Source organism: Nocardia sp. NPDC058633 (assembly GCF_042717045.1).
Lineage (GTDB): Bacteria > Actinomycetota > Actinomycetes > Mycobacteriales > Mycobacteriaceae > Nocardia.
Genome location: NZ_JBHXRA010000011.1, coordinates 25202 through 51110, shown reverse-complemented (window position 1 = coordinate 51110; position 25909 = coordinate 25202). Strand labels below are relative to the sequence as shown.

Annotated in this window: 25 protein-coding genes; 14 read left to right on the top strand and 11 right to left on the bottom strand. The window is 68.3% G+C overall.

Annotated features, from left to right (window positions below; translation table 11 throughout):
* Nucleotides 1–10: 10 nt before the first annotated feature.
* From tatB to ACFWUR_RS16270, 4 genes are all read left to right on the top strand, one after another.
* Nucleotides 11–430: a Sec-independent protein translocase protein TatB gene (gene tatB, locus ACFWUR_RS16285; RefSeq protein WP_378907611.1), complete on the top strand. Its 420-nt coding sequence runs from the start codon at nt 11–13 to the stop codon at nt 428–430.
* 181 nt (nt 431–611) lie between these two features.
* Nucleotides 612–1469, top strand: coding sequence for a hypothetical protein (locus ACFWUR_RS16280; protein WP_378907608.1), 858 nt, complete (start codon nt 612–614; stop codon nt 1467–1469).
* A gap of 116 nt (nt 1470–1585) precedes the next feature.
* Entirely contained in the window at nt 1586–2152 is a 567-nt protein-coding gene (locus ACFWUR_RS16275; RefSeq protein ID WP_378907605.1) for a hypothetical protein, read from the top strand.
* 95 nt (nt 2153–2247) lie between these two features.
* Nucleotides 2248–3321 carry an XdhC family protein gene (locus tag ACFWUR_RS16270; protein WP_378908002.1) on the top strand — a complete coding sequence of 358 codons (1074 nt, stop codon included), beginning with the start codon at nt 2248–2250 and terminating at the stop codon, nt 3319–3321.
* A 228-nt stretch (nt 3322–3549) separates the two neighbouring features.
* Here the strand turns inward: ACFWUR_RS16270 and ACFWUR_RS16265 are convergent, their stop codons facing one another.
* The 5 genes from ACFWUR_RS16265 to ACFWUR_RS16245 are packed head-to-tail and all read right to left on the bottom strand — an operon-like array spanning nt 3550 to nt 8494.
* The gene (locus ACFWUR_RS16265; protein ID WP_378907602.1) at nt 3550–4488 is read right to left on the bottom strand and encodes a glucosyl-3-phosphoglycerate synthase; all 939 of its coding nucleotides are present in this window, start codon (nt 4486–4488) and stop codon (nt 3550–3552) included.
* Complete coding sequence (gene folP, locus ACFWUR_RS16260) at nt 4485–5345, bottom strand: dihydropteroate synthase (RefSeq protein WP_378907600.1); 861 nt, start codon at nt 5343–5345, stop codon at nt 4485–4487. Before folP ends, ACFWUR_RS16265 begins: the two co-directional genes overlap by 4 nt.
* 22 nt (nt 5346–5367) lie before the next feature.
* Nucleotides 5368–7134, bottom strand: coding sequence for a long-chain-acyl-CoA synthetase (locus ACFWUR_RS16255; protein ID WP_378907597.1), 1767 nt, complete (start codon nt 7132–7134; stop codon nt 5368–5370).
* Nucleotides 7135–7145: 11 nt separating this feature from the next.
* Nucleotides 7146–7697 (bottom strand): TIGR00730 family Rossman fold protein, encoded by a 552-nt coding sequence (locus tag ACFWUR_RS16250; RefSeq protein WP_378907595.1) that lies wholly within the window; start codon nt 7695–7697, stop codon nt 7146–7148.
* Nucleotides 7694–8494 carry a TIGR00730 family Rossman fold protein gene (locus ACFWUR_RS16245; protein ID WP_378907593.1) on the bottom strand — a complete coding sequence of 267 codons (801 nt, stop codon included), beginning with the start codon at nt 8492–8494 and terminating at the stop codon, nt 7694–7696. The genes ACFWUR_RS16250 and ACFWUR_RS16245 overlap by 4 nt, the downstream gene beginning before the upstream one ends.
* 102 nt (nt 8495–8596) lie before the next feature.
* Here ACFWUR_RS16245 and ACFWUR_RS16240 point away from each other — a divergent pair, with 102 nt between their 5' ends.
* Nucleotides 8597–9409, top strand: coding sequence for a hypothetical protein (locus ACFWUR_RS16240; protein WP_378907591.1), 813 nt, complete (start codon nt 8597–8599; stop codon nt 9407–9409).
* A 25-nt stretch (nt 9410–9434) separates the two neighbouring features.
* On the opposite strand, the gene dapE is transcribed toward ACFWUR_RS16240, so the two are convergent.
* Nucleotides 9435–10529 (bottom strand): succinyl-diaminopimelate desuccinylase, encoded by a 1095-nt coding sequence (gene dapE, locus ACFWUR_RS16235; protein ID WP_378907589.1) that lies wholly within the window; start codon nt 10527–10529, stop codon nt 9435–9437.
* Between the two features lie 121 nt (nt 10530–10650).
* Here dapE and dapD point away from each other — a divergent pair, with 121 nt between their 5' ends.
* From dapD to ACFWUR_RS16210, 5 genes are all read left to right on the top strand, one after another.
* Entirely contained in the window at nt 10651–11601 is a 951-nt protein-coding gene (dapD, locus tag ACFWUR_RS16230; RefSeq protein ID WP_378907586.1) for a 2,3,4,5-tetrahydropyridine-2,6-dicarboxylate N-succinyltransferase, read from the top strand.
* Between the two features lie 171 nt (nt 11602–11772).
* Entirely contained in the window at nt 11773–12390 is a 618-nt protein-coding gene (locus tag ACFWUR_RS16225) for a hypothetical protein (RefSeq protein ID WP_378907584.1), read from the top strand.
* Between the two features lie 140 nt (nt 12391–12530).
* Nucleotides 12531–13610 (top strand): NAD(P)/FAD-dependent oxidoreductase, encoded by a 1080-nt coding sequence (locus ACFWUR_RS16220; RefSeq protein WP_378907581.1) that lies wholly within the window; start codon nt 12531–12533, stop codon nt 13608–13610.
* A complete protein-coding gene (locus tag ACFWUR_RS16215; protein WP_378907578.1) occupies nt 13607–14485 on the top strand; it encodes an RNA polymerase sigma-70 factor in 879 nt (292 codons plus the stop codon). Before ACFWUR_RS16220 ends, ACFWUR_RS16215 begins: the two co-directional genes overlap by 4 nt.
* Before the next feature lie 124 nt (nt 14486–14609).
* On the top strand, nt 14610–15281 hold the full coding sequence (locus ACFWUR_RS16210) for a molybdopterin-dependent oxidoreductase (RefSeq protein WP_378907575.1): 672 nt from the start codon (nt 14610–14612) through the stop codon (nt 15279–15281).
* A gap of 34 nt (nt 15282–15315) precedes the next feature.
* On the opposite strand, the gene ACFWUR_RS16205 is transcribed toward ACFWUR_RS16210, so the two are convergent.
* Nucleotides 15316–16746 (bottom strand): acyl-CoA synthetase, encoded by a 1431-nt coding sequence (locus ACFWUR_RS16205; protein ID WP_378907573.1) that lies wholly within the window; start codon nt 16744–16746, stop codon nt 15316–15318.
* A gap of 124 nt (nt 16747–16870) precedes the next feature.
* Between ACFWUR_RS16205 and ACFWUR_RS16200 the strand changes: the two genes are divergently transcribed.
* Nucleotides 16871–17728 carry an oxygenase MpaB family protein gene (locus tag ACFWUR_RS16200; protein WP_378907571.1) on the top strand — a complete coding sequence of 286 codons (858 nt, stop codon included), beginning with the start codon at nt 16871–16873 and terminating at the stop codon, nt 17726–17728.
* A 21-nt stretch (nt 17729–17749) separates the two neighbouring features.
* On the opposite strand, the gene ACFWUR_RS16195 is transcribed toward ACFWUR_RS16200, so the two are convergent.
* The 3 genes from ACFWUR_RS16195 to fdxA all read right to left on the bottom strand — a co-directional run bounded on the left by ACFWUR_RS16195 (nt 17750) and on the right by fdxA (nt 20969).
* Nucleotides 17750–19471: a protein kinase gene (locus ACFWUR_RS16195; protein ID WP_378907999.1), complete on the bottom strand. Its 1722-nt coding sequence runs from the start codon at nt 19469–19471 to the stop codon at nt 17750–17752.
* A 62-nt stretch (nt 19472–19533) separates the two neighbouring features.
* The gene (dapC, locus tag ACFWUR_RS16190; protein ID WP_378907568.1) at nt 19534–20619 is read right to left on the bottom strand and encodes a succinyldiaminopimelate transaminase; all 1086 of its coding nucleotides are present in this window, start codon (nt 20617–20619) and stop codon (nt 19534–19536) included.
* 26 nt (nt 20620–20645) lie between these two features.
* The gene (gene fdxA / locus ACFWUR_RS16185) at nt 20646–20969 is read right to left on the bottom strand and encodes a ferredoxin (RefSeq protein WP_378907566.1); all 324 of its coding nucleotides are present in this window, start codon (nt 20967–20969) and stop codon (nt 20646–20648) included.
* Between the two features lie 293 nt (nt 20970–21262).
* Here fdxA and ACFWUR_RS16180 point away from each other — a divergent pair, with 293 nt between their 5' ends.
* The 3 genes from ACFWUR_RS16180 to ACFWUR_RS16170 are packed head-to-tail and all read left to right on the top strand — an operon-like array spanning nt 21263 to nt 23195.
* On the top strand, nt 21263–22135 hold the full coding sequence (locus tag ACFWUR_RS16180; RefSeq protein WP_378907563.1) for an SH3-like domain-containing protein: 873 nt from the start codon (nt 21263–21265) through the stop codon (nt 22133–22135).
* Nucleotides 22132–22839 carry a thiocyanate hydrolase subunit gamma gene (gene scnC, locus ACFWUR_RS16175; RefSeq protein WP_378907561.1) on the top strand — a complete coding sequence of 236 codons (708 nt, stop codon included), beginning with the start codon at nt 22132–22134 and terminating at the stop codon, nt 22837–22839. Before ACFWUR_RS16180 ends, scnC begins: the two co-directional genes overlap by 4 nt.
* A gap of 11 nt (nt 22840–22850) precedes the next feature.
* Entirely contained in the window at nt 22851–23195 is a 345-nt protein-coding gene (locus ACFWUR_RS16170) for a thiocyanate hydrolase (RefSeq protein ID WP_378907559.1), read from the top strand.
* Nucleotides 23196–23197: 2 nt separating this feature from the next.
* On the opposite strand, the gene ACFWUR_RS16165 is transcribed toward ACFWUR_RS16170, so the two are convergent.
* On the bottom strand, nt 23198–25798 hold the full coding sequence (locus tag ACFWUR_RS16165; RefSeq protein ID WP_378907557.1) for a bifunctional FO biosynthesis protein CofGH: 2601 nt from the start codon (nt 25796–25798) through the stop codon (nt 23198–23200).
* Nucleotides 25799–25909: the final 111 nt, after the last annotated feature.

Genomic DNA, 25909 nt, shown 5'->3' with positions numbered 1-25909 from the left:
GCCTGGATCCGTGTTCAGCAGCATCGGGTGGAGCGAGATGATGATCCTGCTCGTCGCCGCCCTCGTGATCCTCGGTCCGGAGCGTCTGCCCGGAGCCGTCCGCTGGACCACGGGCGCGCTGCGCCAGGCGCGCGACTACGCCAGTGGGGCCACCTCGCAGCTGAAGCAGGAACTCGGACCGGACTTCGACGACCTGCGCAAGCCGCTGGCCGAGCTGAACGAGTTGCGCGGCATGAGCCCGCGGGCCGTGGTCACCAAGCACCTGCTCGGCGGTGACGATTCGGTGCTGCGCGATCTGGAGAGCGCGGTACCCGACAAGAAGCAACTGTTCGGCACCAACAGCGGCATGCCCGGCACCCCGTCGGCACCGGCGCCGCAGAAGTCGCTGGAGCGCAACGAGCGCCCACCGGTCGACTACGACGCGACCTAGACCGCCGAACACACCGCACGGTCGGCATTTGCTACGAGATCGCGCGCACCCGGCACTGCGGCAGCGACCTCGCGCCTCTGTGATTTGCCGACAATCCACGTCCGAGATCGTTGTCTCACAAGACAGTTCGATGTCAACTGTTATAGACACGAAATGGTGTCGAGCTGTCTAGACTTCGCACATGTCGGCCGATGACGTGGCACGAGTTTTCGCGATCGAGGACAAGGTCGAGAGACTCAAAGCAGCCACCGACGGGGTGGCGGCTGCTCAGCAGACCATCAACGAACTAACCAGGATCCGGCGAGCCGTGATCCGCGAACTCCATGCCGACGGCTGGACGTTCGCCCGGATCGGCGCCGCCGCCGGATTGTCGCGTGCGCGCATTCACCAGGTGAGCACCCAGGGCCCCGTTCCCGAAGGACTGTTCTTCGGCCACGGCACACTGACCGTACTCGCCCCCGAGGTCCGTTCGGGTCGGCTGCTCGGCGCACCCGATCCCCAGGCCGCCCAGCGCTTGGCCGAGCTGCTCCGCCAGCTCGGCTTCGCGGCGAACGTCGAGACGTTCATGCCCGGTCGGCCGATCGACCTCAATCGCGACGGGCTGGTGATCCTCGGCGGCCCCGAGCTGTCCCCCAGCCTGCGTCAGCTGGTGGTGGCCGATCCGCGCCTGCGCCGGACCGTCACCAGAGCGGGCGATACCCGGCGCGGTATCGAGGACAGAGCCGCGCGCCGCGTCTACCGGCCCGGTGGCACCGAACCGCACGACATCGCCTACCTGGCCCGGCTGCCCCGGCCCGACCGCCGCGGCACCCTCTTGCTGATCGACGGCCTGCATCCGCCCGGCTCACTGGGTGCGATCCGATTGCTGGCGACTCGATTGGCGACCCTGCACGAGCGCGCGAGCAGCCATTTGTTCTCGGTTCTCATCGCGGTCCGGTACGACCGCGCCACCGGCGAACCGGTCGACGCGGATTTACTCACCCCGGTATACCGCCATGAAACCGACCCCAAGTTGGTTACGACCCGGGTTCGTCCGTAAGTAGATCTAAACTTGCACTACTTCGTGATCTGCATCACTGTACTGTTATGGATCACAAGTCGTCCGCGATGGTTAGATTGCTAGCGAGTAACCGAGTGTGAGTAGGTGAGCATCACATGTTCTCGTCTCCTGAGGCCAGCGCATGCCGGGTTCTGCCCGTGCACGCGGCAGGCCATCCCCGGCCTGTTCCGCCCGCCGATGCGGAGCCGACCACCGGCGACGTCATCGTCACAACCCATCGCGTGACCTACAGCGATCGCCTGAAGGTCTTCATCGGGCCACACGAGGACGTGGACAGCTTCCTGCGCCCTTTGCGCCGGATGGACGGTCACCAGCGCTACGCGCTCGATCTGACCGTGTTACCCGAACCGGTGCCCGCCACCGAGGTCACCACGACGGTGAGTTCCACGCGCGGCGATCTCTCACTCGGCTGCGCCGGTTCCGCCGACGCGATGACGCTGCAACTGCGCACGACCGTCGATCACGTCACCCGACGCTTCACCCTCGGCCTCCCCGGTGGACGGCTCGGGCTGCCGACGGTCTACCTCCCGCACGGCGACGACGAGACCTACATCTATCCCGAAGAGGTGTTCACCGCCGACAGCGCGGCGGCGATCTTCCGGGACTTCTTCCATACCGGTGCCTTGCGCACCGGACTGCAGCAGCGCGAGATCCTCGACTGAGCACTCCCGCTCGACGCCCGGACATGCTCGAAGATAGCTAGGCTGGCAACACGATCACAGCGCCTCGACGGTGATCGTGGAGAGGCCGGTGCGTGATGCGTGATCTGCTCGGGCAGATGCTCGAACTGCTCCCCGACCGAGCTCTCGCGCTGGCCAGAATCGTCGACCGGACCGGGGCGGGTCCGCGCGAGACCGGTGCCGCGATGGCGGTGACCGCCCACGGGCGGGTGCTCGGTTCGCTGTCCGGCGGCTGCGTCGAATCGGCGGTGCTCACCACCGCCGGTCAGGTTCTGCTCGACGGCCACGCGCACCTCGAGCGTTTCGCCGCCGCCGACGACCTCGCCGTCGGCCTACCGTGCGGGGGCGAGATCGAGGTGTTCGTCGAACGACTCGACCACAGCGACCTCCCCGCCCTGCGCGCGCTCGACAGCGCACTCCGAGCCCACCACCCGGTCGCCTACGCCACCACCCTAGAGTCCACCCCCGACCGAAAACTGTTGCGTCCTGGCGACTGTCGGCCATGGCGCGGCCTCGATCGCGACGCCGCCGCCCTGCTCGACGCAGGCCACAGCGGTCTCATCGGCGCCCAGGAGTGCACCCCGGCCCAGGCCGACCGCCCCCGGACCTTCGTGCAGGTCTTCCGCTCCCCCGCCCGCATGATCCTGGCCGGCGCCAACGACTACACCCGAGCCGTGACCGTGGCCGCGGCGAACCTCGGCTACCACGTCACCGTCGTCGATGCCCGCGAAACCTTCACCACCCCGGCCCGTTTCCCGGTCGCCGACGAGGTGGTGGTCGATTGGCCCCACCGCTACCTCGACTCCGAACACACCGCAGGCCGCATCGACGATCGCACGGTCGTCTGCGTCCTCACCCACGACCCCAAATTCGATGTCCCCCTGCTGGTCTCGGCCCTCCGCCTGACCGCGGTCGGTTTCCTCGGCGCCCTCGGCTCGCGCCGGGCACACGCCGACCGCACCCGCCGCCTCCGCGAAGCGGGCCTCACCGACCGCGAAATCGCCCGCATCCGAAGCCCACTCGGCCTCGATCTCGCCGCCCACACCCCCGAGGAAACCGCGATTTCGATCCTGGCCCAAGTCCTCGCCGACCGCGCGAACGCCTCGGCCCGCCCCTTGTCCACCCTGTCGGGCCCCATCCACCCCCGGTAGCGCACGCCGACTTCGGCACCGACCGCGCAGCGGGGGGATCGACTCATGCGTAGCTGCGGTCGAGCGCCGACCTGCTGACCGAGCCGACTGCTGTCCGGGCGATGCCGCACGAACCGGCGACGGCCGGTCGGTGCTGCTGGTCCGCGCCGTTTCGCTCAGCGCGACACCAGGAAGGACGGAGCGGGCGCCGCACCGGTCGAGGGACCGAGGCGGCGCCCTGTGCGATGTCTAGGCCGCGACTTGTTCCGGCCGCAGGGTTTTCATCGGGGGGCGGTCCTCGAGCGAGACAGTGGTCGTATGGGCGATGAATTCGCCTTCGATCAAAGGGAACTGGGTGAGGGGTGCACCCGAGTCCGGGACACCGCTGCGTCGCAGGGCGGTGCCCAGGATCTGGCGGCTCATGACGCCGAGGTCGGCGAGGGGGCGGTTGCGGTGGGTGCGCACGCCGAGGTTGACCTGGGCGATGGCGTCCAGGCCCATCGCGTCGTAGGTGTCGAGAAGCAGCCCGATCTCGACGCCGTAGCCGGGAGCGAAGGGGACCGAGGTGAGCAGTTGCCGCGTGCCCGCGTATTCGCCGCCGAGGGGCTGCAGGACCTGCGCCAGTTCGGGGCGAAGGGCGGCCAGCAGGGGCCGGGCGACGAGTTCGGTGACGCGCCCGCCTCCGTTGGCGTCGACGGACTCGCCCTGACGGAGCGGGCGACGGTAGTAGGCCTTGGACAGGTGGGTGCCCTGCATCATCAGCAGTGGCCCGAGCAGCTTGGGCACGAAGTCGGGGTCGGGGTCGATCAGGTCGGAGTCGACGAAGGCGATCAGGTCGCCGGTGGTGGCCGCCAGCGATCGCCACAGCACTTCGCCCTTGCCGGGAACCGGCTCCAGTTCGGGGACGGCGTCCTCGCGCGAGACCACCTCGGCGCCGGCCGCGCGTGCGCGTTCGGCGGTGGCGTCGGTGGACCCGGAGTCCAGCACGACCAGTTCGTCGACGAGCGTGCCGAGCAGCGGCCGGATACTGGCCACGACATCGGCGACGGTGTCCTGTTCGTTCAGCGCGGGCAGCACCACCGAAACGGTGCGGCCCGCCTTGGCGGCGACGAGTTCGCCGACCGTCCAGTCAGGGGTGTCCCATGTGTGGGTGGTGGCCCAGGCGGGCTCGCGGTGTTGGATTTTCATGCCAGACCTCGCAGAGTTCGTGCGGGGGGCCGGATGCCCTGGATCGCGGCGATCATGTCCACGACCCGCCGGGTTTCGGCGACTTCGTGGACCCGGAAGATCCGAGCGCCTCTGGCTGCCGACCACGCGGTTGCCGCCAGTGTGCCCTCGACCCTTTCGGTAAGACCGACACCTAGAGTCTCCCCGATAAAATCCTTGTTACTCAGTGCCATCAGTACTGGCCATCCGGTTTTTACAAGACCGTCGATTCCGCGCAACAACTCGAGCCCGTGATAGGTGTTTTTTCCGAAATCGTGAGTGGGATCGATCACGATGCCATCGGCTCGCACGCCCGCGGCCGCGGCGTTATCGGCCGCGGCGACGACGGTGGCGGTCACCTCGGCCACCACGTCGGCGTAGCGAACCCGGTGCGGACGGGTGCGCGGTACGGCGCCGCCGGTGTGGCTACAGACGATGCCCGCTCCCGTTTCGGCGGCGACGTGCACGAGGTCGGGGTCGGCGCCTGCCCAGGTGTCGTTGATCAGGTCGGCCCCGACCGCGACCGCCGCCCGCGCCACCTCGCCCCGCCAGGTGTCCACACTGATCAACAGGTCCGGATACTTCGCCCGGATCGCCGCGACGAACGGCACCACCCGGCGCGTTTCCTCGGCCGCGTCGACGGTGCTGCCCGGCCCCGCCTTCACCCCGCCGATGTCGACCAGGTCGGCGCCCTCGTCGACCGCGCGCGTCACCCGTGCCATCGCGGCCTCGTCGCTGAACGTGGCGCCGCGATCGTAGAACGAGTCCGGCGTGCGATTGACGATGGCCATCACCAACGCGCGATCGGTCGCCACCTCGCGCCCACACAGAGTCCTCATACGAATTCAGACATTACGGGTGCTACCTCGGCGCCTTACCGGCGGCAACGTCAGCCGCGTAGTCGTCGTAGGCGGGAACATAGCCCTCCGTCGGACCGGACAGCACATACAGTCGGCTGTCGGGATCGGGCGCGTAACCCTGCTTGCGCAATTCCACCTTCCGGCTCTTGAACGTGGACGTCTGCTCGAGCTCGCGCACCACCCGCACGAACAGCGGGACCGCGTACAACGGCAGCCGCTCGTAGGCGTTCGCGGCCAACGCTTTCCCGTCGAACGAAGCCTCGGCGGCCAACGTGATCGCCGCCATGCCCGCTTTACCGTCGGTGCCGGGAATATCGACACCGTAGACAACGGCCTGCTCGACGCGCTCATCGTGTCCGAGCGCGCCTTCGACCTGCGTGGTCGCCACGTTCTCGCCCTTCCACCGGAAGGTGTCGCCGAGTCGGTCGACGAACGCGATGTGCCAGAAATGCTGGTCGCGGACGAGGTCGCCGGTGTCGAACCAGCAGTCGCCCTTCTTGAAGCCGTCGCGCACCAGCTTGGATTCGGAGGCCTTCGCGTCGGTGTAGCCGTCGAAGGGCTGGCGGTTGTTCACCTTCGCCAGCAGCAGCCCGACCCCGCCGGAGCGCACCCGGCGCAGCTTCCCGTCGCGACCGCGCCGGGCGTGGCCGGTCTCGTCGTCGTATTCGACGACCGCGTACGGCAGCGGGCACAGCCCGGCGGTCCGGTCGACACCGAAGGCGTTGACGAATGCCAGCGGCGCCTCGCTGGACCCGTAGAACTCGACCACCCGACCGATCCCGAACCGGCGACGGAACTCGTCCCACAGCTCGGGCCGCAGCCCGTTGCCGACGGCCAGCCGGACCCGATTGCCCTGCTCCGCGGGCCGCACCGGCTGGTTGATCAGGTAGCGGCACAGCTCACCGATGTAGATGAACGCGGTGGCCCGTTCGCGCGCGATCTCGTCCCAGAACCCCGACGCCGAGAACTTGCGGCCGAGCACATAGGTGGACTCGCCGGCGAGCACCGCCGACAGCGCGACCGTCAACGCGTTGTTGTGATAGAGCGGCAGGCAGCAGTACAGGGCGTCGTCGGCGCGCAGCCGCACGCCGAGTCCGCCGAGCCCGGACATGCTCTTTGTCCAGCGCTGGTGGGTCATCACACTGGCCTTGGGCAGGCCGGTGGTGCCGGAGGTGAAGATCAAGAAGGCGCGCTCGCCTGCCCGCACCCGCGCGCACACGGCGGGATCGGCATCGGGTGCGGTGCGGGCGGATTCGGCCAGTTCCTCGGCGGTGAGCACGTCGCGCGCGGGCTCGGGCAGCGATCGCAGCGCTTCGTCGCATTCCTCGCCGACGATGTTGAGCACGCTGTCGAGCAGGCCGATGCTGTGGGCGAGCACCTGATCGCGCTGGTTGTAGTTGAGCAGTCCGACCGTGGCGCCGAGCTTGAGCACGGCCAACACCGTGAACAGGGTTTCGGGCCGGTTGGTCATCAGCACACCGACAACGTCACCGCGCGACACCCCGCGCGCGGACAACACCGCGGCGTACCGGTTCACCTCGCTGTTGGCGGCCCGGTAGGTGTAGGAGCGGCCTTCGAAACGCAGGAAAACCCGGTCGGGTCGGCGGTGCGCGACCCGTTGGAAGTACAGCCCGATCGAGGCTTTGTCCTTGGGCCCCACCAGCATTCCGCGCGCGTTGCGCAGCATGCCGGGGGCATCGAGTGCCATTCCGGGCAGGGCTTTGGCCAGGTCGAACACACTGACCGTGTCACGGGCGTCTCTACTCACGTCGATCTCTCCTACTGTGCGGCCGGGGCCGGTTCCAGCGCGGCGAACGCGGCGGGCAGGTCGGCGGCCACGATGAGTCGCTCGCGTGCTCGTCGCGGCACAATTGTGCGCTCGGACAGTTCATCGATCCAGCGGAACAGGCCGTCGTAGAAGCCGTTCGCGTTCAGCAGCACAACGGGTTTGGCGTGTTCGCCGAGGTAGCCGCCGGTCCAGGTCTCGAACAGTTCCTCTAGCGTCCCGATGCCGCCGGGCAGGGTGAGGAACGCGTCGGCCCGCGCTTCCATCAGTTGCTTGCGCTGGCGCATGGTGTCGGTGACGAGCAGTTCGTCGGCGTCGACATCGGCGACTTCCTTGTGCACCAGGTGTTTCGGGATCACCCCGATCGTATGGGCGCCGCCCGCCCTGGCTGCGGTGGCGACCGCGCCCATCATCGACACATGACCACCACCGGAGACCAATTGCCACCCGCGCCGGGCGATTTCGGTGCCCACGCGCGCGGCGAGGCTGATCAGGTCGGGATCGGTGGTGCTGGCGGAGCAGTACACGCACACGGAGTAGCTCACCACTGGTCCTCGGTGCCGAGGCGCTCGATGTTCGCGTGGTCGCCGGTTTCGCCCTGGATGATCCGCACGACGTCTTCGACGCTGTCGGTGAGCTGGATCAGGTCGAGATCTTCGGGCGAGATCTTGCCCGAGCCCGCCAGGGAGCTGCGCATCCAGTCGACCAGGCCCGACCAGTATTCGGTGCCGAACAAGATGATCGGGAAGCGGGTGATCTTGCGGGTCTGCACCAGGGTGAGTGCCTCGAACAGTTCGTCGAGCGTGCCGAAACCGCCGGGTAGGCAGACGAAGGCCTGGGAGTACTTCACGAACATCGTCTTGCGCACGAAGAAGTACCGGAAGTTGATCCCCAGGTCCACCCACTCGTTGAGCCCCTGCTCGAACGGCAGCTCGATCCCGAGCCCGATGGAGTAGCCGCCCACCTCCGAGCACCCGCGATTGGCGGCTTCCATCGCACCGGGCCCGCCGCCGGTGATCACCGCGAAACCGGCCTCGCTGAGCGCGGCGCCGATCGCCCGGCCCGCCTCGTACTCGGGATGGTCGGGGCCCGTGCGCGCCGAGCCGAAAACTGTCACCGCGGGTGGGATCTCGGCGAGCGCGCCGAAGCCCTCGACGAACTCGGCCTGGATCCGCAGCACCCGCCACGGATCGGTGTGCACCCAGTCGCTGTCCTGCCGCGTGTCGAGCAGGTTCCGGTCGGCGGTTCGCACTCCGGGCTTACGTTCCCGGCGGAACATCACCGGTCCACGAAACTTCGGTTTGACCTTCCCAACCTGTTCATCAGCGGAATCGGTAGACATGCCCCCAACCTACTGTGTTGGATTCCGAGGACGGGCGCGCACTTGGGGGATCGGCTGAGCCACGGCCGTCGCGAGGCACCCGATCGAGCCGAAGGAGTTCTGGTGTCCACTGCGGTCGCACCACGTTCCGGTCGCGTTCTCGGCGCGCTCGTCGCCCTGGCCGGTGCGCTGGTCATCGCGTTCGTTGTCGCGCCGCGCCCGCTGGCGAACCGGGTGGGCGCCCACTTCCGCGACGAGGACGATCTCGCGCAAGCGTTTCGCACGGCCTTCATCGAGTATTGGCAGACCGGGAGTCGAGAATTCACCTCCGACCTGGCGGAGGTGGTCGACTACTGGTTTCGCTACCACCTCGTCAAAGCGGTGCTCGCCGCCATCCTGCTGCTGGTGCTCCTCGCGCTGGCCGTGCTGCTCTGGCGGGCGTTGCTAGCAGCGGGTGAGGCCGGGCTCGGCGCACGGGTGGCTCTCGCGGTGTCCGGGAGCGTAGCCACTGTGCTGGCACTGGGCTCCTCGGTGGCGGTGCTCGCCAACGTGCAGGGCACGGTGGCGCCCTTCGCCTCGCTGCTGCCGATGGTGACGGGCGACGACTCCGCCGGGGTCCGTGCCGAGGTGGACCAGAGGGTGACCGACGGCACCCGGACACCACCCCTGGATGTGATGGTCGACGACTTCGCTCGGTACCACGTCGCGATGGCCGTGCTCGCCGCTGTCACGACCGTCTGCCTACTCGGAGCGTGCGTCCTGCTGTGGCGCGCGTCCGTGCGGGCCCGCGACCGCCGCTCCCGCCGCGTGCTCGTTTCCGCGAGCGTTCTCGTGGGGGTGCCGGCGCTGTTGTCGATCGTTGTCGCCGTCGCGAACACCACCAACGCCGCCGACCCGGTCCCCGGCCTGGCGGCCCTGTTCACCGGCGGTTGGTGAGCGCGAACGCTCGACGGCGTCGGATCTACGGCAGCGACAGATAGGTCCGCAGCATCGCGGTGACGGCGGTGATCTGACTCAGCGGGACGTGCTCGTCGCGTTTGTGGGCGAGGTTGGGATCGCCGGGCCCGAAGTTGACGGCGGGGATGCCGCGGGCGGCGAAGCGGGAGACATCGGTCCAGCCGTACTTGGCGCGCACTCCACCGCCGCCGTGGGCGTTGACCGAGTCGATGAGGGTGCGGGCGGCGGGGGCGGTCAGGCCGGGCAGGGCGCCGGGCGAGGAGTCGGTGACCTCGATGGCGATGTCGAGTCCGTCGAAGACCTCGCGCACGTGCGCGATCGCCTGCTCCACACTGCGGTCGGGCGCGAAACGGAAGTTCACATCCACCTCGGCCACATCGGGCACCACATTGCCGGCGACTCCCCCCGAGACCCGCACGGCCGACAGGCCCTCGCGGTACACGCACCCGTCGATATCGACCTCGCGGGCCTCGTACTCCGACAATCGCGCCAACAGCGGGGCCAGTCCGTGAATCGCGTTCTCCCCCAGCCATGCTCGCGCCGAGTGCGCCCGCACACCCGAGGTGGTCACCCGCACCCGCAGGGTGCCCTGACACCCCGCCTCGATCCAACCCGCCGACGGTTCACCGAGAATGGCCAGATCACCCTCTAGCCATTCCGGCAATTCCCGCTCGATCCGCCCGAGTCCGTTGAACTCCGCGGCGATCTCCTCGCCGTCGTAGAAGATCAGCGTCAGATCGTGAGCCGGATCGGTGATCGTGGCGGCCAGATGTAGGAATACCGCGTCACCGGATTTCATATCGACTGTGCCACAACCGAAAAGCACCGCTTCGCCATCTACTTCGTCGGGTCGGCTCGGCACATTGTTCGCGATCGGCACGGTATCGAGATGTCCCGCCAGAATTACCCGCGTCGGCAGTCCTCGCCGCGTCCGCGCCAGCACCACATTGCCGTACCGCACCACTTCGAACCCGGTGGTCTGCTCTCGGAGCGCCTGCTCGACCAGATCCGCGATCGCGGCCTCGTCGCGCGAGACACTCGGCACGTCGACCAGGGCAGCGGTCAACTGGATGGGATCGGCACGCAAATCGAGAGTCACATCTCGACACTAGTACGGCCGGACCCTCGATCCCGGAGATCCGGGGGCGAAGCAGGGCGCGTGGTCGAACGCACAGGGCCCGCGGAACAACACAACAGCCCGAACGGGCAAAATGGCCTCCGTGAGTATTCAGGGAGCAACTGCAGTCGGAATCGCCAACGTGACCTCGGACGGGACCGTCCTCGATACCTGGTACCCCAGCCCCGCGCTGGGCGAGTTCACCGAGACCGGCTCCCAGCGGCTCGACGCCGCCGATGTGCCCGAGTTCGCCGCGCTCCTCGGCGTGGACGCGGCGCGTGGGGTCGAGGTCGTCGCGGTGCGCACCACGATCGCCGACCTCGCGGCCGCCCCGGTCGACGCGCACGAGGTGTACCTGCGCCTGCACCTGCTCTCGCACCGTCTCGTCCAGCCGCACGGCCTGAACCTCGACGGCCAGTTCGGCCTGCTCAGCAATGTCGTGTGGACCAACCACGGCCCGTGCGCGGTCGACGGCTTCGAGCAGACCCGCCTGAAGCTGCGCGCCCGCGGCCCGGTGACGGTGCTCAGCGTCGACAAGTTCCCGCGCCTGGTCGACTACGTGGTCCCCTCCGGTGTGCGCATCGGTGACGCCGACCGGGTCCGGCTCGGCGCGCACCTCGCCGCCGGTACCACCGTCATGCACGAGGGCTTCGTCAACTTCAACGCGGGCACCCTCGGCAACTCGATGGTCGAGGGTCGCATCTCGGCCGGCGTCGTGGTCGGCGACGGCTCCGATGTCGGTGGCGGCGCCTCCATCATGGGCACCCTGTCCGGCGGCGGCACCCAGGTCATCTCGGTCGGCGAGCGTTCGCTGCTCGGCGCGAACTCCGGGCTCGGCATCTCCCTCGGCAACGACTGCGTGATCGAGGCCGGGCTCTACGTCACCGCGGGTACCAAGGTCACCGGACCCGACGGCACGGTGGTCAAGGCCGCGAGCCTTTCGGGTCAGAACAATCTGCTGTTCCGTCGCAATTCCACCACCGGCGCGGTCGAGGTCGTTTCGCGCAAGGGCACCGGCGTCGAACTCAACGCCGCACTGCACGCCAACGATTGATATCGGCGAATTGCCGGGCCGCGCGGCCCGGCAATTCCCGCCGCTGGAAACAGTTCAGCAAATATTGCGGTTTTATGACATTGAACCCTGATGTGCGACAGCTGAATTCGCACGCTACCGTTCCTATTGCCGTCCGATCCGGGCGGTAATGCACACGGAGGGGTTCGAAGAATGAAGTTCGGAAAGATCACTACTGCTGTTTTCATGGCGGTCGCCGCGGTGGGGATTACCGCGGCCACCGCTCACGGTGGGCCCGCGGTGGCCACCGAGCAGCCCGGCGTAGTGGCTTCGGGGGGCGTGACTTCTGGCGTGACGCACGGGATCAACTACCAGACCACAGTGTCGCCGGCGGACAAGTCCGTCACCTGGGCCGTGGACAGCGGCAAGTTCGCGCTCTCGGCCGACGGCGCCTCGGTGCTGCTGCAGACCGCCGACGGCGTGACGGTCGACCAGGCGCCGCTGCGCTCGGAGGTCGCGGGCCTGCCGATCGCCGTGAACCAGCAGATCAGCGCGGACGGCCGTACCGTCACGCTGACCTCGACCATGACGCCCGAGGATTCCGCGAAGTTGCGCAATGTCGCGGACCTGAAGGACATCAGCTCCTACGACCGGCTCATGGAGCAGGTCAACAAGAACCTGCCGGGCATCGTCATCGGCGGCATCATCGGCGCGTTCTTCCCGTTCCTGTGGCTGTTCACCATCCCGGCCGGAATGGTCATCGGCGGTTATGTGATGGGTGGCCAGGCATTCCTGGACGCCGTGATCGCGTTCGCGACCGGTCAGCCCTGATCTGACATCGCGGTAGGGAAAGGCCTCGTACTTCTGCGGAGTGCGGGGCCTTTCGCTCCGTGACGCACGTCACTGTCACACACGGGCTCCCTGTCGCATCCCATGGTCGTACGCAACGGTCCATGGCACAGGAGGCTCAGATGAACATCGTGGTTATCGGCGCAGGGTACGCGGGCACTGTCGCGGCGAATCGGCTGAGAAAGAAGGCGCCGGACGCGCGGATCACCGTGGTCAACCCGCGGGGCGACTTCATCGAACGGGTTCGCTTGCACGAGCAGATCGCGGGCAGCGGCACCGCGACCCGGCCCCTCGGCGAGATGCTCCGGGACGGCATCGCGATCGAGACCGCGAGCGTGGACAAGATCGGCGACGCAACCGTCACCCTCGACGACGGTCGGAGCCTGGACTTCGACCACGCGATCCTCGCGGCGGGCAGCATCGCGAACCCGCTGCCCGGTGCGATCCCGGTGGGCACCTGGGAGGGCGCCGAGCAGGCACGCGTCGCGCTGGAGGCGCTGTCCACCGGCGCAACCGTGACCGTGATCGGCGGTGGGCTGACCGGGATCGAAACCGTGTCCGAGATCGCCGAAGCCCGCCCCGACCTGCGCGTACGGCTGGCTAGCGATGCGGTCGCGGCCTGGCTCTCGGCCGGTGCGCAGCGCCATATCCGCCGCACGCTCGCCCGGCTGAACGTGGAGATCGTCACCGATCGGATCGTCGAGATCGACGAGACGACGCTGCGACTGGACTCCGGAACCACCCTCGGTTCCGACCTCACCCTCTGGGCGATCGTCTCCGCGGTCCCCGAACTGGCCGCTCGCAGCGGACTCGCCGTGGACGCCCACGGTCGTGCGCTGGTCGACGAGAGCCTGCGTAGCGTCACCGATCCTCGTGTGTTCGCCGTCGGGGACTGCGCGGCCGTTCCCGGCATGCGCATGGCCTGCGCCACGGCAGCACCACAGGGCGCGCACGCGGCCGATACGCTGGCCAGGATGATCGAAGGACGTGAGCCGCGGCCGTTCTCGATGGGGTACGCCGGGCAGGGAATGAGCCTGGGGCGACGCGACGCCGTGCTGCAGGCGACCGATCGCTCGGACAGGGCGGGCCGGTTGTTCTTCGGTGGACGTCTTGCCGCCCGCACCAAGGAACTCGTCAGCCGCTACGCCGCCTATGCCGCCCGCACCGGCAACAGCGTGTGGATGAGAGGCCCGAAGCGGTGACCCGGGCTCACGAGGACACCTTCACCGAGAACCGGCGACTGCTGTTCTCGATCGCCTACGAGATCCTCGGCTCGGTGGTCGACACCGAGGACGTCCTGCACGACAGCTACCTGCGCTGGCGCGGAGTCGACCTGGCGCTGATCGAGAACCCGCGCGCCTACCTCGCGCAGATCGTCACGCGGCAGGCGCTGGGTGTGCTGCGGTCCGCAGCGGGCAGACGCGAGACCTACATCGGGCCGTGGCTGCCCGAACCGCTGGCCACCGAGGCCGAGGGCGGGGTCGAGCATGTGCTCACCGGCGAGGCGGTGAGCACCGCGATGCTGCTCGTGCTGGAAACCCTCACGCCGGTGCAGCGCGCGGTGTTCGTGCTGCGCGAGGTGTTCGCGTTCGACTACGCAGAAATCGCGGCCGCGGTGGACAAATCCGAAGCCGCTGTGCGGCAGCTGAACCGGCGCGCTCGCGACCGGGTGCACGCGGCGCGCCACACCGCCATCGCGACTCCCGCCCAGGCCCGGTCGGTGGTCGAGAGGTTCGCGATCGCGGCAGCCACCGGGAATGTGCAAGCGCTGATGGACGTGCTCGCGCCCGAGGTGGTGTTCCTCGGTGACGGCGGTGGTGTGGTGAACGCGGTCCGCAGGCCCGTGCGTGGCCAGGACAAGGTGGCCCGGCTGGTCATCGGGTTGCTCACCAAGGGGCAGCGGCTCGGTGCGGTGGGCACGCACTTCGGCGTCTACAACGCGATGCCCTCGATCCTGGCGACCGTCGACGGTGTGCTCGACCAGGTGACCTCCATCGAGGTCACCGACGGTCGGATCACCGCGATCTACTCCATGCGCAACCCCGAAAAGCTCAGTGCTGTGCGGGTTCCCGAGTGAGCACCCCCGGGGTGATCCGGTCGGGTGGGCGAGCACACAGGCCGCGACAGCAGACGCCTCTCGACCTCGCGCTGTCCGCACGCTACGCTTCTATCTATACGTAACCGTATAACGGAGGTTCGGCATGGCACTTCCCCCTGGTCAGCGGGCGATCGACGGCTTCCCCCGGTTCGGCACACACCTCCATCACCCACCGCCACCGGTTCCCGCGAATCCGGTGATCGAGGTCGGCGGGGCGCTGACGGAGCCGTTCACGCTCTCCATGACCGACCTCGCCCAGCTGCCGCGCCTGGAGTTGAAAGCAGACTTCCACTGCGTGGCCGGGTGGACTGCCACCGACCTGCTGTGGTCGGGCGTCGCGTTGGCCACGCTCTATCGCCTGCGGGTGGAACCGCTGCTCGCGCCGGGTGTTTCGATCAGCCACGTCGTGTTCGCAGGCCTCGACGGGTACCAGTCGATCGCGTTGATCGACGACGCGCTGGCCGAGGACGTGCTCATCGCCGACCGGCTCGACGGGCAGCCGCTCACCAGCGACCACGGCGCTCCGCTTCGACTGGTGAGCCCCGGTCAATACGGGTTCGTCAACACAAAGCACCTGTGCCGCATCGAATTCCGCACCACGCCGCCCGTCGACCCGGACAAGTGGTCACCGCTCGCGGCGCACCAGCGGGCACGCGCCTGGAAGGAGGAGCGTCATCGTTACCTGCCGGGACGCGTGGTCCGCCCGATCTACCACACGCTGATCGGGCCGATCCGCCGGATGAGCGCCCGCGGGAGCACCGACCGAACTCCGTGAGCCCGCACGCCGACACCGTGCCGGACGGCTCGCCTCAGTCCCCCAGCAGCTTCTTCTGCACCTTGCCCATCGCGTTACGCGGGAGCGCGTCGACGAAGCGGACTTCCCGCGGGCGTTTGTGGGCCGAAAGCTGTTCGCCCACATAGGCGGTCAGTTCGACACCGAGTGCGTCGGAACCGCCGTCGCGCGCAACGACGAAGGCCACGATCCGCTGACCGAGATCGTCGTCGGGCAGCCCGACCACGGCGACCTCGGCGACCGCCGGATGCCCGAGCAGCGCAGTCTCGATTTCTCCCGCGCCGATGCGGTACCCGCCGGATTTGATGAGGTCGATCGACTCGCGCCCGACGATGCGATGGAACCCGTCGGCATCGATCACAGCCACGTCACCGGTGCGGAACCAGCCGTCCTCGGTCCAGTCCCGCGCGGTGGCCTCCGGCCGATTCAGATACCCGTCGAACAGCATCGGTCCGCGAACCTGCAGGCCACCGATACTCACACCGTCGTGCGCGACGGGCTCGCCGGCTTCGTCGCGCAGCCTGGTCTCCACCCCGCGCACCGCGGTGCCGACCCAGCCCGGCCTGCGCTCGCCGTCGGCGCGGGTGGACAGCGTGATCATCGTTTCGCTCATCCCGTAGCGCTCCACCGGCGCCTGCCCGGTGAGCTCGGCCAGCTTCTCGAACACCGGCACCGGCAGCGGCGCGCTGCCCGAGACCAGCAGCCGCGCCTTCCCGAGTTCTTTCGCCAGTTCAGGCTTTTCGACCACCCGCGACCACACGGTCGGCACGCCGAAGTACAGGGTGCCGCCCGCCGCGGCGTAGGCCTCGGGTGTCGGCTTGCCGGTGTGGATCACCGGACTACCGACCCGCAGCGGGCCGAGCAGCCCGAGGATCAGCCCGTGCACGTGGAACAGCGGAAGTCCGTGTACCAGGGTGTCTTTCCACGTCCACTCCCACGCCTCGGCCAGCGCGTCGAGCCCCGCGGCGATCGCACCGCGGCTGAGCATCACGCCCTTGGGCGGCCCCGTGGTACCCGAGGTGTAGAGGATGAAGGCGATCGCCGTCGGGTCGGGTTCGGGGTAGGTGTGCCACGACCGCGCGTGCAGCCGCACCGGCACCACCGGCAGATCCGCGTCCGCCGGCGCCGGGCCCAGCCAGGCCTGCGCACCGGAATCGCGCAGGATGTGCTCGCGCTCGGCGGCACCGGCGTCCGGCGGCACCGGAACCACGGTCACACCCGCGATCAGGCAACCGACCACGGCGATCACGGTGCGCAAGGTCGGTTCGGCCAGCACCGCGACACGGTCGGCGCGGGCGATGCGTTCGGCCACCGAGGTTGCCGAACCCAGCAGATCACTGCGCGAGACGGTGGCATCATCGATAGTGACGGCGTCGGGAATGTCATCCCCGGCGGCGACGGCGGCCGGATTCAGCGAAGCGAGAAGCAGCGGCGGACCATAGAGCATTCGTCAACGCTAACGCGACACGATTCGACGCTCGCCGCCGCCGTTCCGTTGACACCCCGGCGACAGAGTGAGACATTCAACCAACAACTCTCTCAAGTTCTCTTTGATGAAAACGGGGTCAACGATGACCATCCTGTCGCGCTCGCGTTCGCGTTCGCAGAAGTCCGGACCGGCACCTTTCGACATTCGCGACTACATCGACGGAGCCGCGGCCTTCTACGGCGCGACGGCCAATGTGATCATGCAGCTCAGCCTGCCTCCGGTCGGCTACGGCGTCGCGGAATCGACAGTGCACAGCGGCAGCATCATGGTGCACCCGGTGAAACGCACCCGGACCACGCTCACCTACCTGGCGGTGGCGCTGATGGGCACCGACGCCGACCGCGCCGCCTACCGCACCGCGATCAACGGCGTGCACCGCCACGTCCACTCCACCGCCGACAGCCCCGTGAAGTACAACGCCTTCGACAAGGACCTGCAGTTGTGGGTGGCGGCGTGCCTGTACTGGGGTTCGGTGGACTTGGTGGCGCGCCTGTTCGGCCCCACCGACGACACCACCGCCGACACCTTCTACGGCTACGCCCATCGCCTCGGCACCACCCTCCAGGTCCCCAGGGAGATGTGGCCCGCCGACCGCGCCGCCTTCGATGTCTACTGGACCACCCACCTCGCCCAGACCACCGTCGACTCCACCATCAAGGCCTACTTCGACGACCTGCTGGACCTGAAAATGCTCCACCCGCTCCTGCGCCCGGGCTTGGCCCGCTTCCACCGCTGGTTCACCACCGGGCTGCTCCCCCAGCACCTGCGCGACGAACTCGACCTGCCCTGGACCTCCGCCGACGAGCGCACCCTGAACCGCCTGATGCGCGCCACCGGCAACGTGTCGGTCCGGCTACCCCGCCCGATCCGCAACTTCCCGTTCAACGTGGCCCTCGCCGACATGCGCCGCCGTCAGCGCCGGGGCAAGCCATTGGTCTAGACGCCGCGGGGCGCACCCACGTCAGAAGGGGGCTTGCCGCCACCAGTCGTCGCGGGCCTGCTCGAAGGAATGCCCCGGCCACGACACCTCGACCACCGAGTTCGCGCTGAACACGTTGCCGCGCTGCCTGGCCGCGAGCGTGAACGGCGCGGCGGGGTCGCGCGGGCGATAGGCGGCCAGGCTCGTGTGGTGCAGCTCGCGCTGGGCGTCTTCGGTGGTGTGCCGGGTGAGGTAGGCGTCCACGTCGGCGGCATTCGGGTATTCGGTGTACCAGGCGATGAGACCGTCGGCGTCGGTGCAGGTGATCTGCCGCAGTGGCGCCGGGTCGCCCGGCAGCACCACCAACGACGGTGTCGCGAAACAGCTCGCGTCCCGCCAGCCGCGCCCGGTCGGCCCCGACGCGATCAACTCGGTGAACCCCGACGCGACCGACCCGTGCGCTCCCCAGGTCGGCGGCGGCGCAACCCGATTGGGCCGGACGAACTTCCAGTAGATCGCGCCGACGCCCACCACGCCGACCCCGGCGACCATCGCGAGCACGAGCAGGCTCACCGCCAGTACCCGCCATCGCGACGAGACAGCCCGCGGTGGCTGCCGACCTGACGGCCCACGGCCGAGGTGTCCCGGCAACGAGACATGATCGGACGCGGGCGGTGTGGCTCCAGGGCGCGCAACAGGCTCGGCCCCGAGCCGTCCCCGTCCAGGGCTCCCGGCTGCGGCCGGTGACGCGGGGTACGGCGGGGAGGCGACGAGGGTGGGGTTCATCGAACTCGCATCGGCATTCGCCTGCCGGTGTTCCCGGTCGGACAGCAGCCCCGCCCCCGGACTGATCGCCACCCGGCCGACGACCCCCATGGAACTACGGCTGTCGCCGTTGTGCGCGGTCCCACGGGTCACTGATGCCGCCTGCGCGATCGCCTCCGACGCCGCGAGCGCGAATTCCGCACAGCTGCCGTATCTCTCGTCGGGGTCCTTGGCCAGCACCGTGGCGATGACCGCGTCGATACCGGGCGGCAGATCACCGATCACCGCGGACGCGCGCGGGGCAGGCTTCGTCAGATGGGCGGCGACGACCGCGCCGGGATTGTCCGCGGGAAAGGGGCTTTCGCCGGTGAGCAGGGCGAACAGGGTGCAGCCCAGGGAGTACTGATCGGAGCGGTGGTCGACCGGCGCACCCGAGAGTTGTTCCGGGGACGCGTAAGCGAGGGTGGCGAGGAAGGCGCCGGTGCGGGTGAGCTGGCGGGCGTCGCCGCGTAGCCGGGCGATACCGAAGTCGGTGAGCAGCACGCGGTCACCGGAGCGGGTGGGGGTCAGCAAGATGTTGGCGGGCTTCACATCTCGGTGCAGCACGCCGCGATCGTGGGCGTAGTCCAGCGCTTCGGCAGTCTGGGTGATGATGCCCACCGCTCGCGCCGGATCCATCGGCTCGCGGCGGAACACCGCCGCGTCGGTGCCGTCGACGTACTGCATGGAGATCCACATCAGCCCGTCTTCGACTCCGCGATCGAGCACCGACACGATGCCGGGATGGTCCAGGTGCGCCGACACATCGGCCTCACGCTCGAATCTGCCGCGCACCTCGTGATCCGAATACAGTTCGCGATTGAGCAGTTTCAGCGCGACCCGACGCGGCAGACGCGGATGCGCCGCCAGATAGACGGTGCCCATTCCGCCCCGGCCGAGCAGCCGGTCGATTCGATACCCCGCGAACACCGCGCCCGCCTCGAACTCCACCCCGTGCATTTCGTGCAAGCCTTTCGATCCCGTGTCGCGTCACCCGCCCGACGCCCGGGGTTGTGTTCAGCTCAGGACAGGCGTTCGGCAGCCTGGGCGACGCGCTCGTCGGTGGCGGTCAGTGCGATGCGCACGTGTTCCGGCGAACGGGGACCGTAGAAATCGCCGGGGGCGGCAAGGATTCCGCGTTCGGCGAGCCAGTCGAGGGTCACCCGGCAGGGTTCGCCGCGGGTGGCCCACAGATACAGCCCGGCTTCGGAGAAGTCGATGCGAAAACCCGCCTGCCGCAAAGCATTTCGGAGAATCTCACGGCGGGCGCGGTAGCGCTCGCGCTGCTCGGCCTCGTGCACGTCGTCGCTGAGCGCGGCGGTCATCGCGGCCTGGATCGGGAACGGCATGATCATGCCGGAGTGCTTGCGCACCTCGAGCAGTTCGGCCACCAATTCCGGGTCACCGGCGAGGAAACCGGCGCGGTAGCTGGCCAGGTTCGACGTCTTCGACAGGGAGTGGATAGCCAGCAGGCCGGTGTGGTCGCCGTCGCAGACGCGCGGGTCGAGGATCGACACGGCCTCGCCCTCCCAGGTGAGACCCAGGTAGCACTCGTCGGAGGCGACGATCGCGCCGCGCTCGCGAGCGAAGGCCACCACCTTGCGCAGGTGCTCGACGGGCAGCACCTTGCCGGTGGGATTCGAGGGCGAGTTCACGAAGATCAGCGCCGGATTCTGCGGACCGATCTGGGTGAGACCGTCCGCGCGCCACGGCTTCGCGCCCGCCAGCAGCGCGCCGACCTCGTAGGTCGGGTAGGCGATCTCGGGGATCACCACCAGATCGTTCGGGCCGACACCGAGCAGGCGCGGCAGCCCGGCGATGAGTTCCTTGGTGCCGATCACCGGGAGCACCGCCGCCGGGTCGACACCGGTGACGCCGAATCTGCGCGCCAACGCGGCGACGGCGGCGGAGCGCAGCTCAGGGGTGCCGTGCGTGGTCGGATAACCCGGAACGGCCGCCACCGAACTCAGCGCGGCCCGGATCACCGGATCGACCGGGTCCACCGGCGTACCGACGGACAGATCGACCAGACCACCGGGATGAGCGGCCGCCTTCTGTTTCACCGCGGCGATGGTGTCCCACGGGAAATCAGGCAGCAGGCTGCTCACACGGCTTCGGGTAGGCACCCCTGCGCTCACTCTTCGGCCATCGGGGGCAGCGCCTTGATGAAGGCGGGGTCGTAATCGACCACACCGACCTTGGTCGCGCCGCCGGGGGATCCCAGCTCGTTGAAGAAGTCGACGTTGGCGTTGATGTAACCGCTCCACTGGTCCGGAGTGTCGTCCTCGTAGAAGATCGCCTCCACGGGGCAGACCGGCTCACACGCACCACAGTCCACGCACTCGTCGGGTTGGATGTAGAGCATGCGACCGCCCTCGTAGATGCAATCCACGGGGCATTCCTCGATGCACGCCTTGTCCTTCACGTCAACGCACGGTTCAGCGATGATGTACGGCACTGCCGTTCTCCTAGTCTGTCCTCACCTGCGGTGGTACTCCGCCCACGCAACCCTAGCGTGATCCCGACCCCAGGCCCAGGTCAGCCTGCCCTAACCGGTACGGGTCACACCCTTGCCGACCCGGTCCACGCGCCGCGGACCCGTCCGGATCGCCCGGTCGACCGACAGTCGGCGAGGGGGACCGGGTTTCACCCTTTACCTGCGCAACGCGGAGGCCTAAATTTGATCTCGGAAATCGTTGCACACAGCGGATCCCCTCGCGTCACGGAGACCGCGCGACGAAGGGAACCGTTATGAGTACAGCGCAGGAGCGTGCGGCGGCGCTGGATCTGGTAGCCCGGCTGAAATCGTCATATCCCGAGCTTCCGGACGCGCCGACGCCGGATCTGATCGATCACCACCGCCTGTGGGCATATCTGAAAACCGACCACGATGTGGGCGGTGAGCCCGACGTCGCGATGGTGTACGAGAACAAGCAGTACGAGATGTGGGAGCACTACACCTATGTGATCTGCGAGGTGCTCGCCTGGCGTGGGATCTGGCTCTCCGAGGAGCGCCGCCGCATCGGCAACGTCGATCTCGGGCGCGCGATGTATCTCGGGCTGCCGTATTACGGCAGATGGCTGCTCGCCGTCGCGCGGGTCCTGGCCGAGAAGCACCACATCGGCCTGACCGAACTGAGTGAACGAATGGTCGAGGTCAAGGCACGCTACGAGGGCGGTCTGGCCGGGAAGACGTTGACGGCCGAGCCGAAGTTCGAGGGCGACGGCTCGCGGGTCGAGCGCAATCGTCATCACCTCGCGGCGGTGGGCAAGGGCGATCCGCAGGTGTTCGCCGGCGCGGCGGGCCGGGCGCGCTTCGAGGTCGGCGACCTCGTCGTGGTCCGGGAACTGCCCGCGCTGTTCTACACCCGCACGCCGGAGTACGTGCGCGGCGCGGTGGGCCAGATCGCCGCGCTCGCCTACGAGAGTCCGGCACCCGAGGACGAGACGTGGGATCGGCCGGACGCGCAGCCCGAGTGGTTCTACGTCGTCGAGTTCCACCTGTCGACGCTGTGGCACGGCTACACCGGGATCGGCACCGACCTCTTACGCACCGAGATCCCCGAACGCTGGCTCGAACCCGCCACCCAGTCCGATCATCTTGCCCAGAAGGGGAGTTCATGACCGGCCATGATCACGACCACGAACACGAACGCACAGTTGCTCCGATGGTCGACGAGGTCACCGATTTCGAAGTGCTCGAGATCGCGTTGCGCGAGCTGTGTATCGAGAAGGGCATCTTCACCGCCGAGGAACACCGGCGGTTCACCGAATTCGCCGAACAGATCGGTCCCACACCCGCTGTCCACCTGGTGGCCAGAGCCTGGCTCGATCCCGACTTCAAGGCGCTCGCGCTCGCCGAACCGATGACCGCGAGCAAGGAGGTCGGGGTGGATTGGCTCGAGCCCACCGGCTTCGGCACACCGAGCGACTTCACCGCGTTCTCCATTCTCGAAGACACCCCCACGCTGCACCACGTGATCGTGTGCGCGCTGTGTTCGTGCTATCCACGACCGATTCTGGGCAACTCCCCCGAGTGGTATCGCACGCCGAATTACCGGCGTCGCATGGTGCGCTGGCCACGCCAGGTGCTCTCCGAGTTCGGACTCGATCTACCGGCGGATGTCGCGGTGCGCGTGCAGGATTCGAACCAGAAGCATCGGTTCATGGTGATGCCGCAGCGGCCCGCGGGCACCGACGACTGGAACGAGGACCAGCTCGCCGAGATCATCACCCGCGACTGCTTGATCGGGGTCGCGCTGCCCAAGCCGGGCGTGACCACGAATGTCGTCACCCACACCCGACCGGCCATCCACCCGGCGACCTAGGAGCGGAACCGATGAGCACCCACGACATCGCCACGCTGCGAGCCATCGTCGACCGCGACCAGGTGTGGCCGCGCATGGCCGCCGCCTACGGAGTCGCCAACCTTGTGCCGCCGTGGAAGACCAGCCTCGACGGTCTCTGCGACGCGCTCGATCACGCGCACTGCGCGGCGCCGATCCCGAATTTCCAGGACCGGCGCGACGACGAGGACTCGCTGTCGGCGACCGTGTATCCCAGCCTGCCCTACCCCGAGAACCAGCTCGTCGCCCTGGCACATTCACTCCTGACGCGCGGCATCATCGACGAGAAGGAGCTGCGGGAGCGGCTCGCCAGCGTTCGGGCCCGGCTGGAAGCCTGAACTCAGCCGATCGAGAGCGGCAGCGGCACCGGCTTGGCATCCACCCGACCGTATGTCGTGGTGCGCTCACGCACCGGGCGCGCGATCCCCGCCGCGATCTCGGTGAGCTCGGCGACGGTCTTGGCCGAACCGTGTTGGGAGCCCGCCATCCGGGAGATCGTTTCCTCCATCAAGGTGCCGCCGAGATCGTTGGCGCCGCCGGAGAGCATGGCCTGGGTGCCCAGGGTCCCCAGCTTCACCCAGCTGGTCTGGATGTTGTGGATACGACCGTGCAGCATGATGCGGGCCAGCGCGTGGACCGCACGGTTGTCACGGTTGGTCGGACCGGGTCGGGCCGCGCCCGCCAGGTAGAGCGGAGCGCTCTGGTGCACGAACGGGAGCGGAACGAACTCGGTGAACCCACCCGTCTCGTCCTGGATGCCGCGCAGGACACGCAGGTGTCCGACCCAGTGCTTCGGGTTGTCCACATGGCCGTACATCATCGTCGAGCTCGACGGGATGCCCAGTTCGTGGGCGGTCGTGATGACCTCGATCCAGGCGGAAGTGGGGAGCTTGCCCTTGGTGAGCACCCAGCGCACCTCGTCGTCGAGGATTTCCGCGGCCGTTCCGGGGATCGAGCCCAATCCGGCCTCTTTCAGCGCCGAGAGCCAGTCGTGAATGCTCTGGCCCCCGCGCGAGGCGCCGTTGACGATTTCCATCGGGCTGAACGCGTGCACATGCATCGACGGAACGCGCGCCTTGATCGCCCGGACCAGGTCGGCGTAGCCGGTAACGGGAAGTTCGGGGTCGATACCGCCCTGCATGCAGATCTCGGTGGCGCCGTCGACGTGTGCTTCCCACGCGCGATCGGCGACCTCGTCGGTGCTGAGGGTGAAGGCGTCGGCATCGCCCTTGCGCTGGGCGAAAGCGCAGAAGCGACAGCCGGTGTAGCAGATATTGGTGAAGTTGATGTTGCGGTTGACGACGTAGGTGACCTCGTCGCCGGAAACCTCGCGCCGCAGCGAATCAGCCAGTGCGGCAACGGCTTCCATATTCGCGCCGTCGGCGGTGGCGAGCGCGAGATATTGGTCGTCGGTGAGTCCCGCCGGGTCGTTCTCGGCGGCGCGCAGGGCGTCGAGCACCTCGGAGTCGAGGCGCTCGGGTGCGATGACGGCCAGGTCGCGGGCGTGCTCGCGGATCGTCTCCCAGTCGCCGAACGCCCCGACCACCTCTTGCCCGAGCCCGGAATCACTGCGGCTGTCGGTGTTTCGGCCCTCGGTGTCGATAGCGGTGTTCAGGTCGACGCGGCCGACAGAGTCCCATGACTCGTCGGGTTCCTGCCAGGGCAGCCCGACCGGCATGGCATCAGGCCTGGCCAACCCGGTCGCGGGGTCGGTGAGCGCGTCGACGTGCGCACCGATGCGCGGGTCGATCCACGGGTGGCCCGCGCGCACGTATTTCGGGTGCGCCGAGGTACGTTCGACGAGGGTGAACCCGGCCGCCTCGGTGATCTCGCGCAGCGTATCGAGGTTCGGCCACGGGCGTTCGGGGTTGACATGGTCGACAGTCACCGGCGACACCCCGCCCCAGTCGTCGATTCCCGCCTCGATCAGCGCCCGGCAATCACTGTGCGACACCAGGTTCGGTGGCGCCTGCACCGGAACGTCGGGGCCGAGCAGCAATCTCGTCACCGCGACCGTGGCCAGGAATTCCGCCACCCCGGCGTCGGGCACATCACGCATGGCGGTGTCGTCCTTGGCCCGGAAGTTCTGCACGATCACTTCCTGGATGTGCCCGAATTCCCGGTGCTGCTTGCGAATCGCCATGATCGACTCGGCGCGCTCGGTGAGATTCTCGCCGATGCCGACCAGAATGCCGGTGGTGTAGGGCACCGAGAGCCTGCCCGCGTCGGTGATCGAACGCAGCCGGACCGCGGGATCCTTGTCGGGGCTGCCGTAATGGCATTCGCCCTTGTCGGTGAACAGCCTGGTGGCCGTGGTTTCGAGCATCATGCCCATGGACTGGGCCACCGGCTTGAGGCGCGAGATCTCGTTCCAGCTCATCACCCCGGGATTCAGATGGGGCAGCAGACCGGTCTCCTCGAGCACGAGGATGGAGACGGCGCGCAGGTAGTCGAGGGTGGAGTCGTAGCCGCGTTCGTCGAGCCACTGAGCGGCCTCGGGCCAGCGGTCCTCCGGCCGGTCACCGAGGGTGAACAGCGCTTCCTTGCAGCCCAGTGCGGCACCCTGTCGGGCGATCTCGAGCACCTCGTCGGGTTCGAGGAACATGCCCTTGCCCTCGGCGCGCAGCTTGCCCGGCACGGTGACGAACGTGCAGTAGTGGCATTTGTCCCGACACAGCTTGGTGAGCGGAATGAACACATTGCGCGAGTAGCTGATGGTGCGTGGACGCCCCGCCGACTCCAGACCCGCGTCCCGAACCCTGGCCGCGCTCGCGCACAGGTCGACGAGGTCGTCGCCGGTCGCGTGCAGCAGGACGGTGGCTTCGTCGACATTCAAGGTGACGCCGTCACGGGCCCGGCGCAGTGCTCGACGCATCGCGGCGGGACTCGGCGGCGGCATCGGAACGCTCGGCTTCGGAAGATCGCTCACCCCGTCGATCATGCGCTACTTCTCTCCCGGACGTGTGGTCGGCTGCTCACGGGCCCGCGGCGGGCGCGGCGTGGTCGTCCTTGTCCGGCGACAACCTCCCCCGTGACCGCACATATTCCCGAC

Bases quoted from the DNA above. Each gene is read 5' to 3' on its own strand.
- ACFWUR_RS16210 (WP_378907575.1), top strand. From the start codon at position 14,610: ATGGCACTTCCCCCTGGTCAGCGGGCGATCGACGGCTTCCCCCGGTTC.
- ACFWUR_RS16280 (WP_378907608.1), top strand. From the start codon at position 612: ATGTCGGCCGATGACGTGGCACGAGTTTTCGCGATCGAGGACAAGGTC.
- scnC (WP_378907561.1), top strand. From the start codon at position 22,132: ATGACCGGCCATGATCACGACCACGAACACGAACGCACAGTTGCTCCG.
- ACFWUR_RS16225 (WP_378907584.1), top strand. From the start codon at position 11,773: ATGAAGTTCGGAAAGATCACTACTGCTGTTTTCATGGCGGTCGCCGCG.
- ACFWUR_RS16200 (WP_378907571.1), top strand. From the start codon at position 16,871: ATGACCATCCTGTCGCGCTCGCGTTCGCGTTCGCAGAAGTCCGGACCG.
- ACFWUR_RS16165 (WP_378907557.1), bottom strand. From the start codon at position 25,798: ATGATCGACGGGGTGAGCGATCTTCCGAAGCCGAGCGTTCCGATGCCG.
- ACFWUR_RS16170 (WP_378907559.1), top strand. From the start codon at position 22,851: ATGAGCACCCACGACATCGCCACGCTGCGAGCCATCGTCGACCGCGAC.
- ACFWUR_RS16270 (WP_378908002.1), top strand. From the start codon at position 2,248: ATGCGTGATCTGCTCGGGCAGATGCTCGAACTGCTCCCCGACCGAGCT.
- ACFWUR_RS16245 (WP_378907593.1), bottom strand. From the start codon at position 8,494: ATGTCTACCGATTCCGCTGATGAACAGGTTGGGAAGGTCAAACCGAAG.
- ACFWUR_RS16180 (WP_378907563.1), top strand. From the start codon at position 21,263: ATGAGTACAGCGCAGGAGCGTGCGGCGGCGCTGGATCTGGTAGCCCGG.
- ACFWUR_RS16265 (WP_378907602.1), bottom strand. From the start codon at position 4,488: ATGAAAATCCAACACCGCGAGCCCGCCTGGGCCACCACCCACACATGG.
- ACFWUR_RS16275 (WP_378907605.1), top strand. From the start codon at position 1,586: ATGTTCTCGTCTCCTGAGGCCAGCGCATGCCGGGTTCTGCCCGTGCAC.
- ACFWUR_RS16205 (WP_378907573.1), bottom strand. From the start codon at position 16,746: ATGCTCTATGGTCCGCCGCTGCTTCTCGCTTCGCTGAATCCGGCCGCC.
- ACFWUR_RS16220 (WP_378907581.1), top strand. From the start codon at position 12,531: ATGAACATCGTGGTTATCGGCGCAGGGTACGCGGGCACTGTCGCGGCG.
- ACFWUR_RS16195 (WP_378907999.1), bottom strand. From the start codon at position 19,471: ATGCACGGGGTGGAGTTCGAGGCGGGCGCGGTGTTCGCGGGGTATCGA.
- folP (WP_378907600.1), bottom strand. From the start codon at position 5,345: ATGAGGACTCTGTGTGGGCGCGAGGTGGCGACCGATCGCGCGTTGGTG.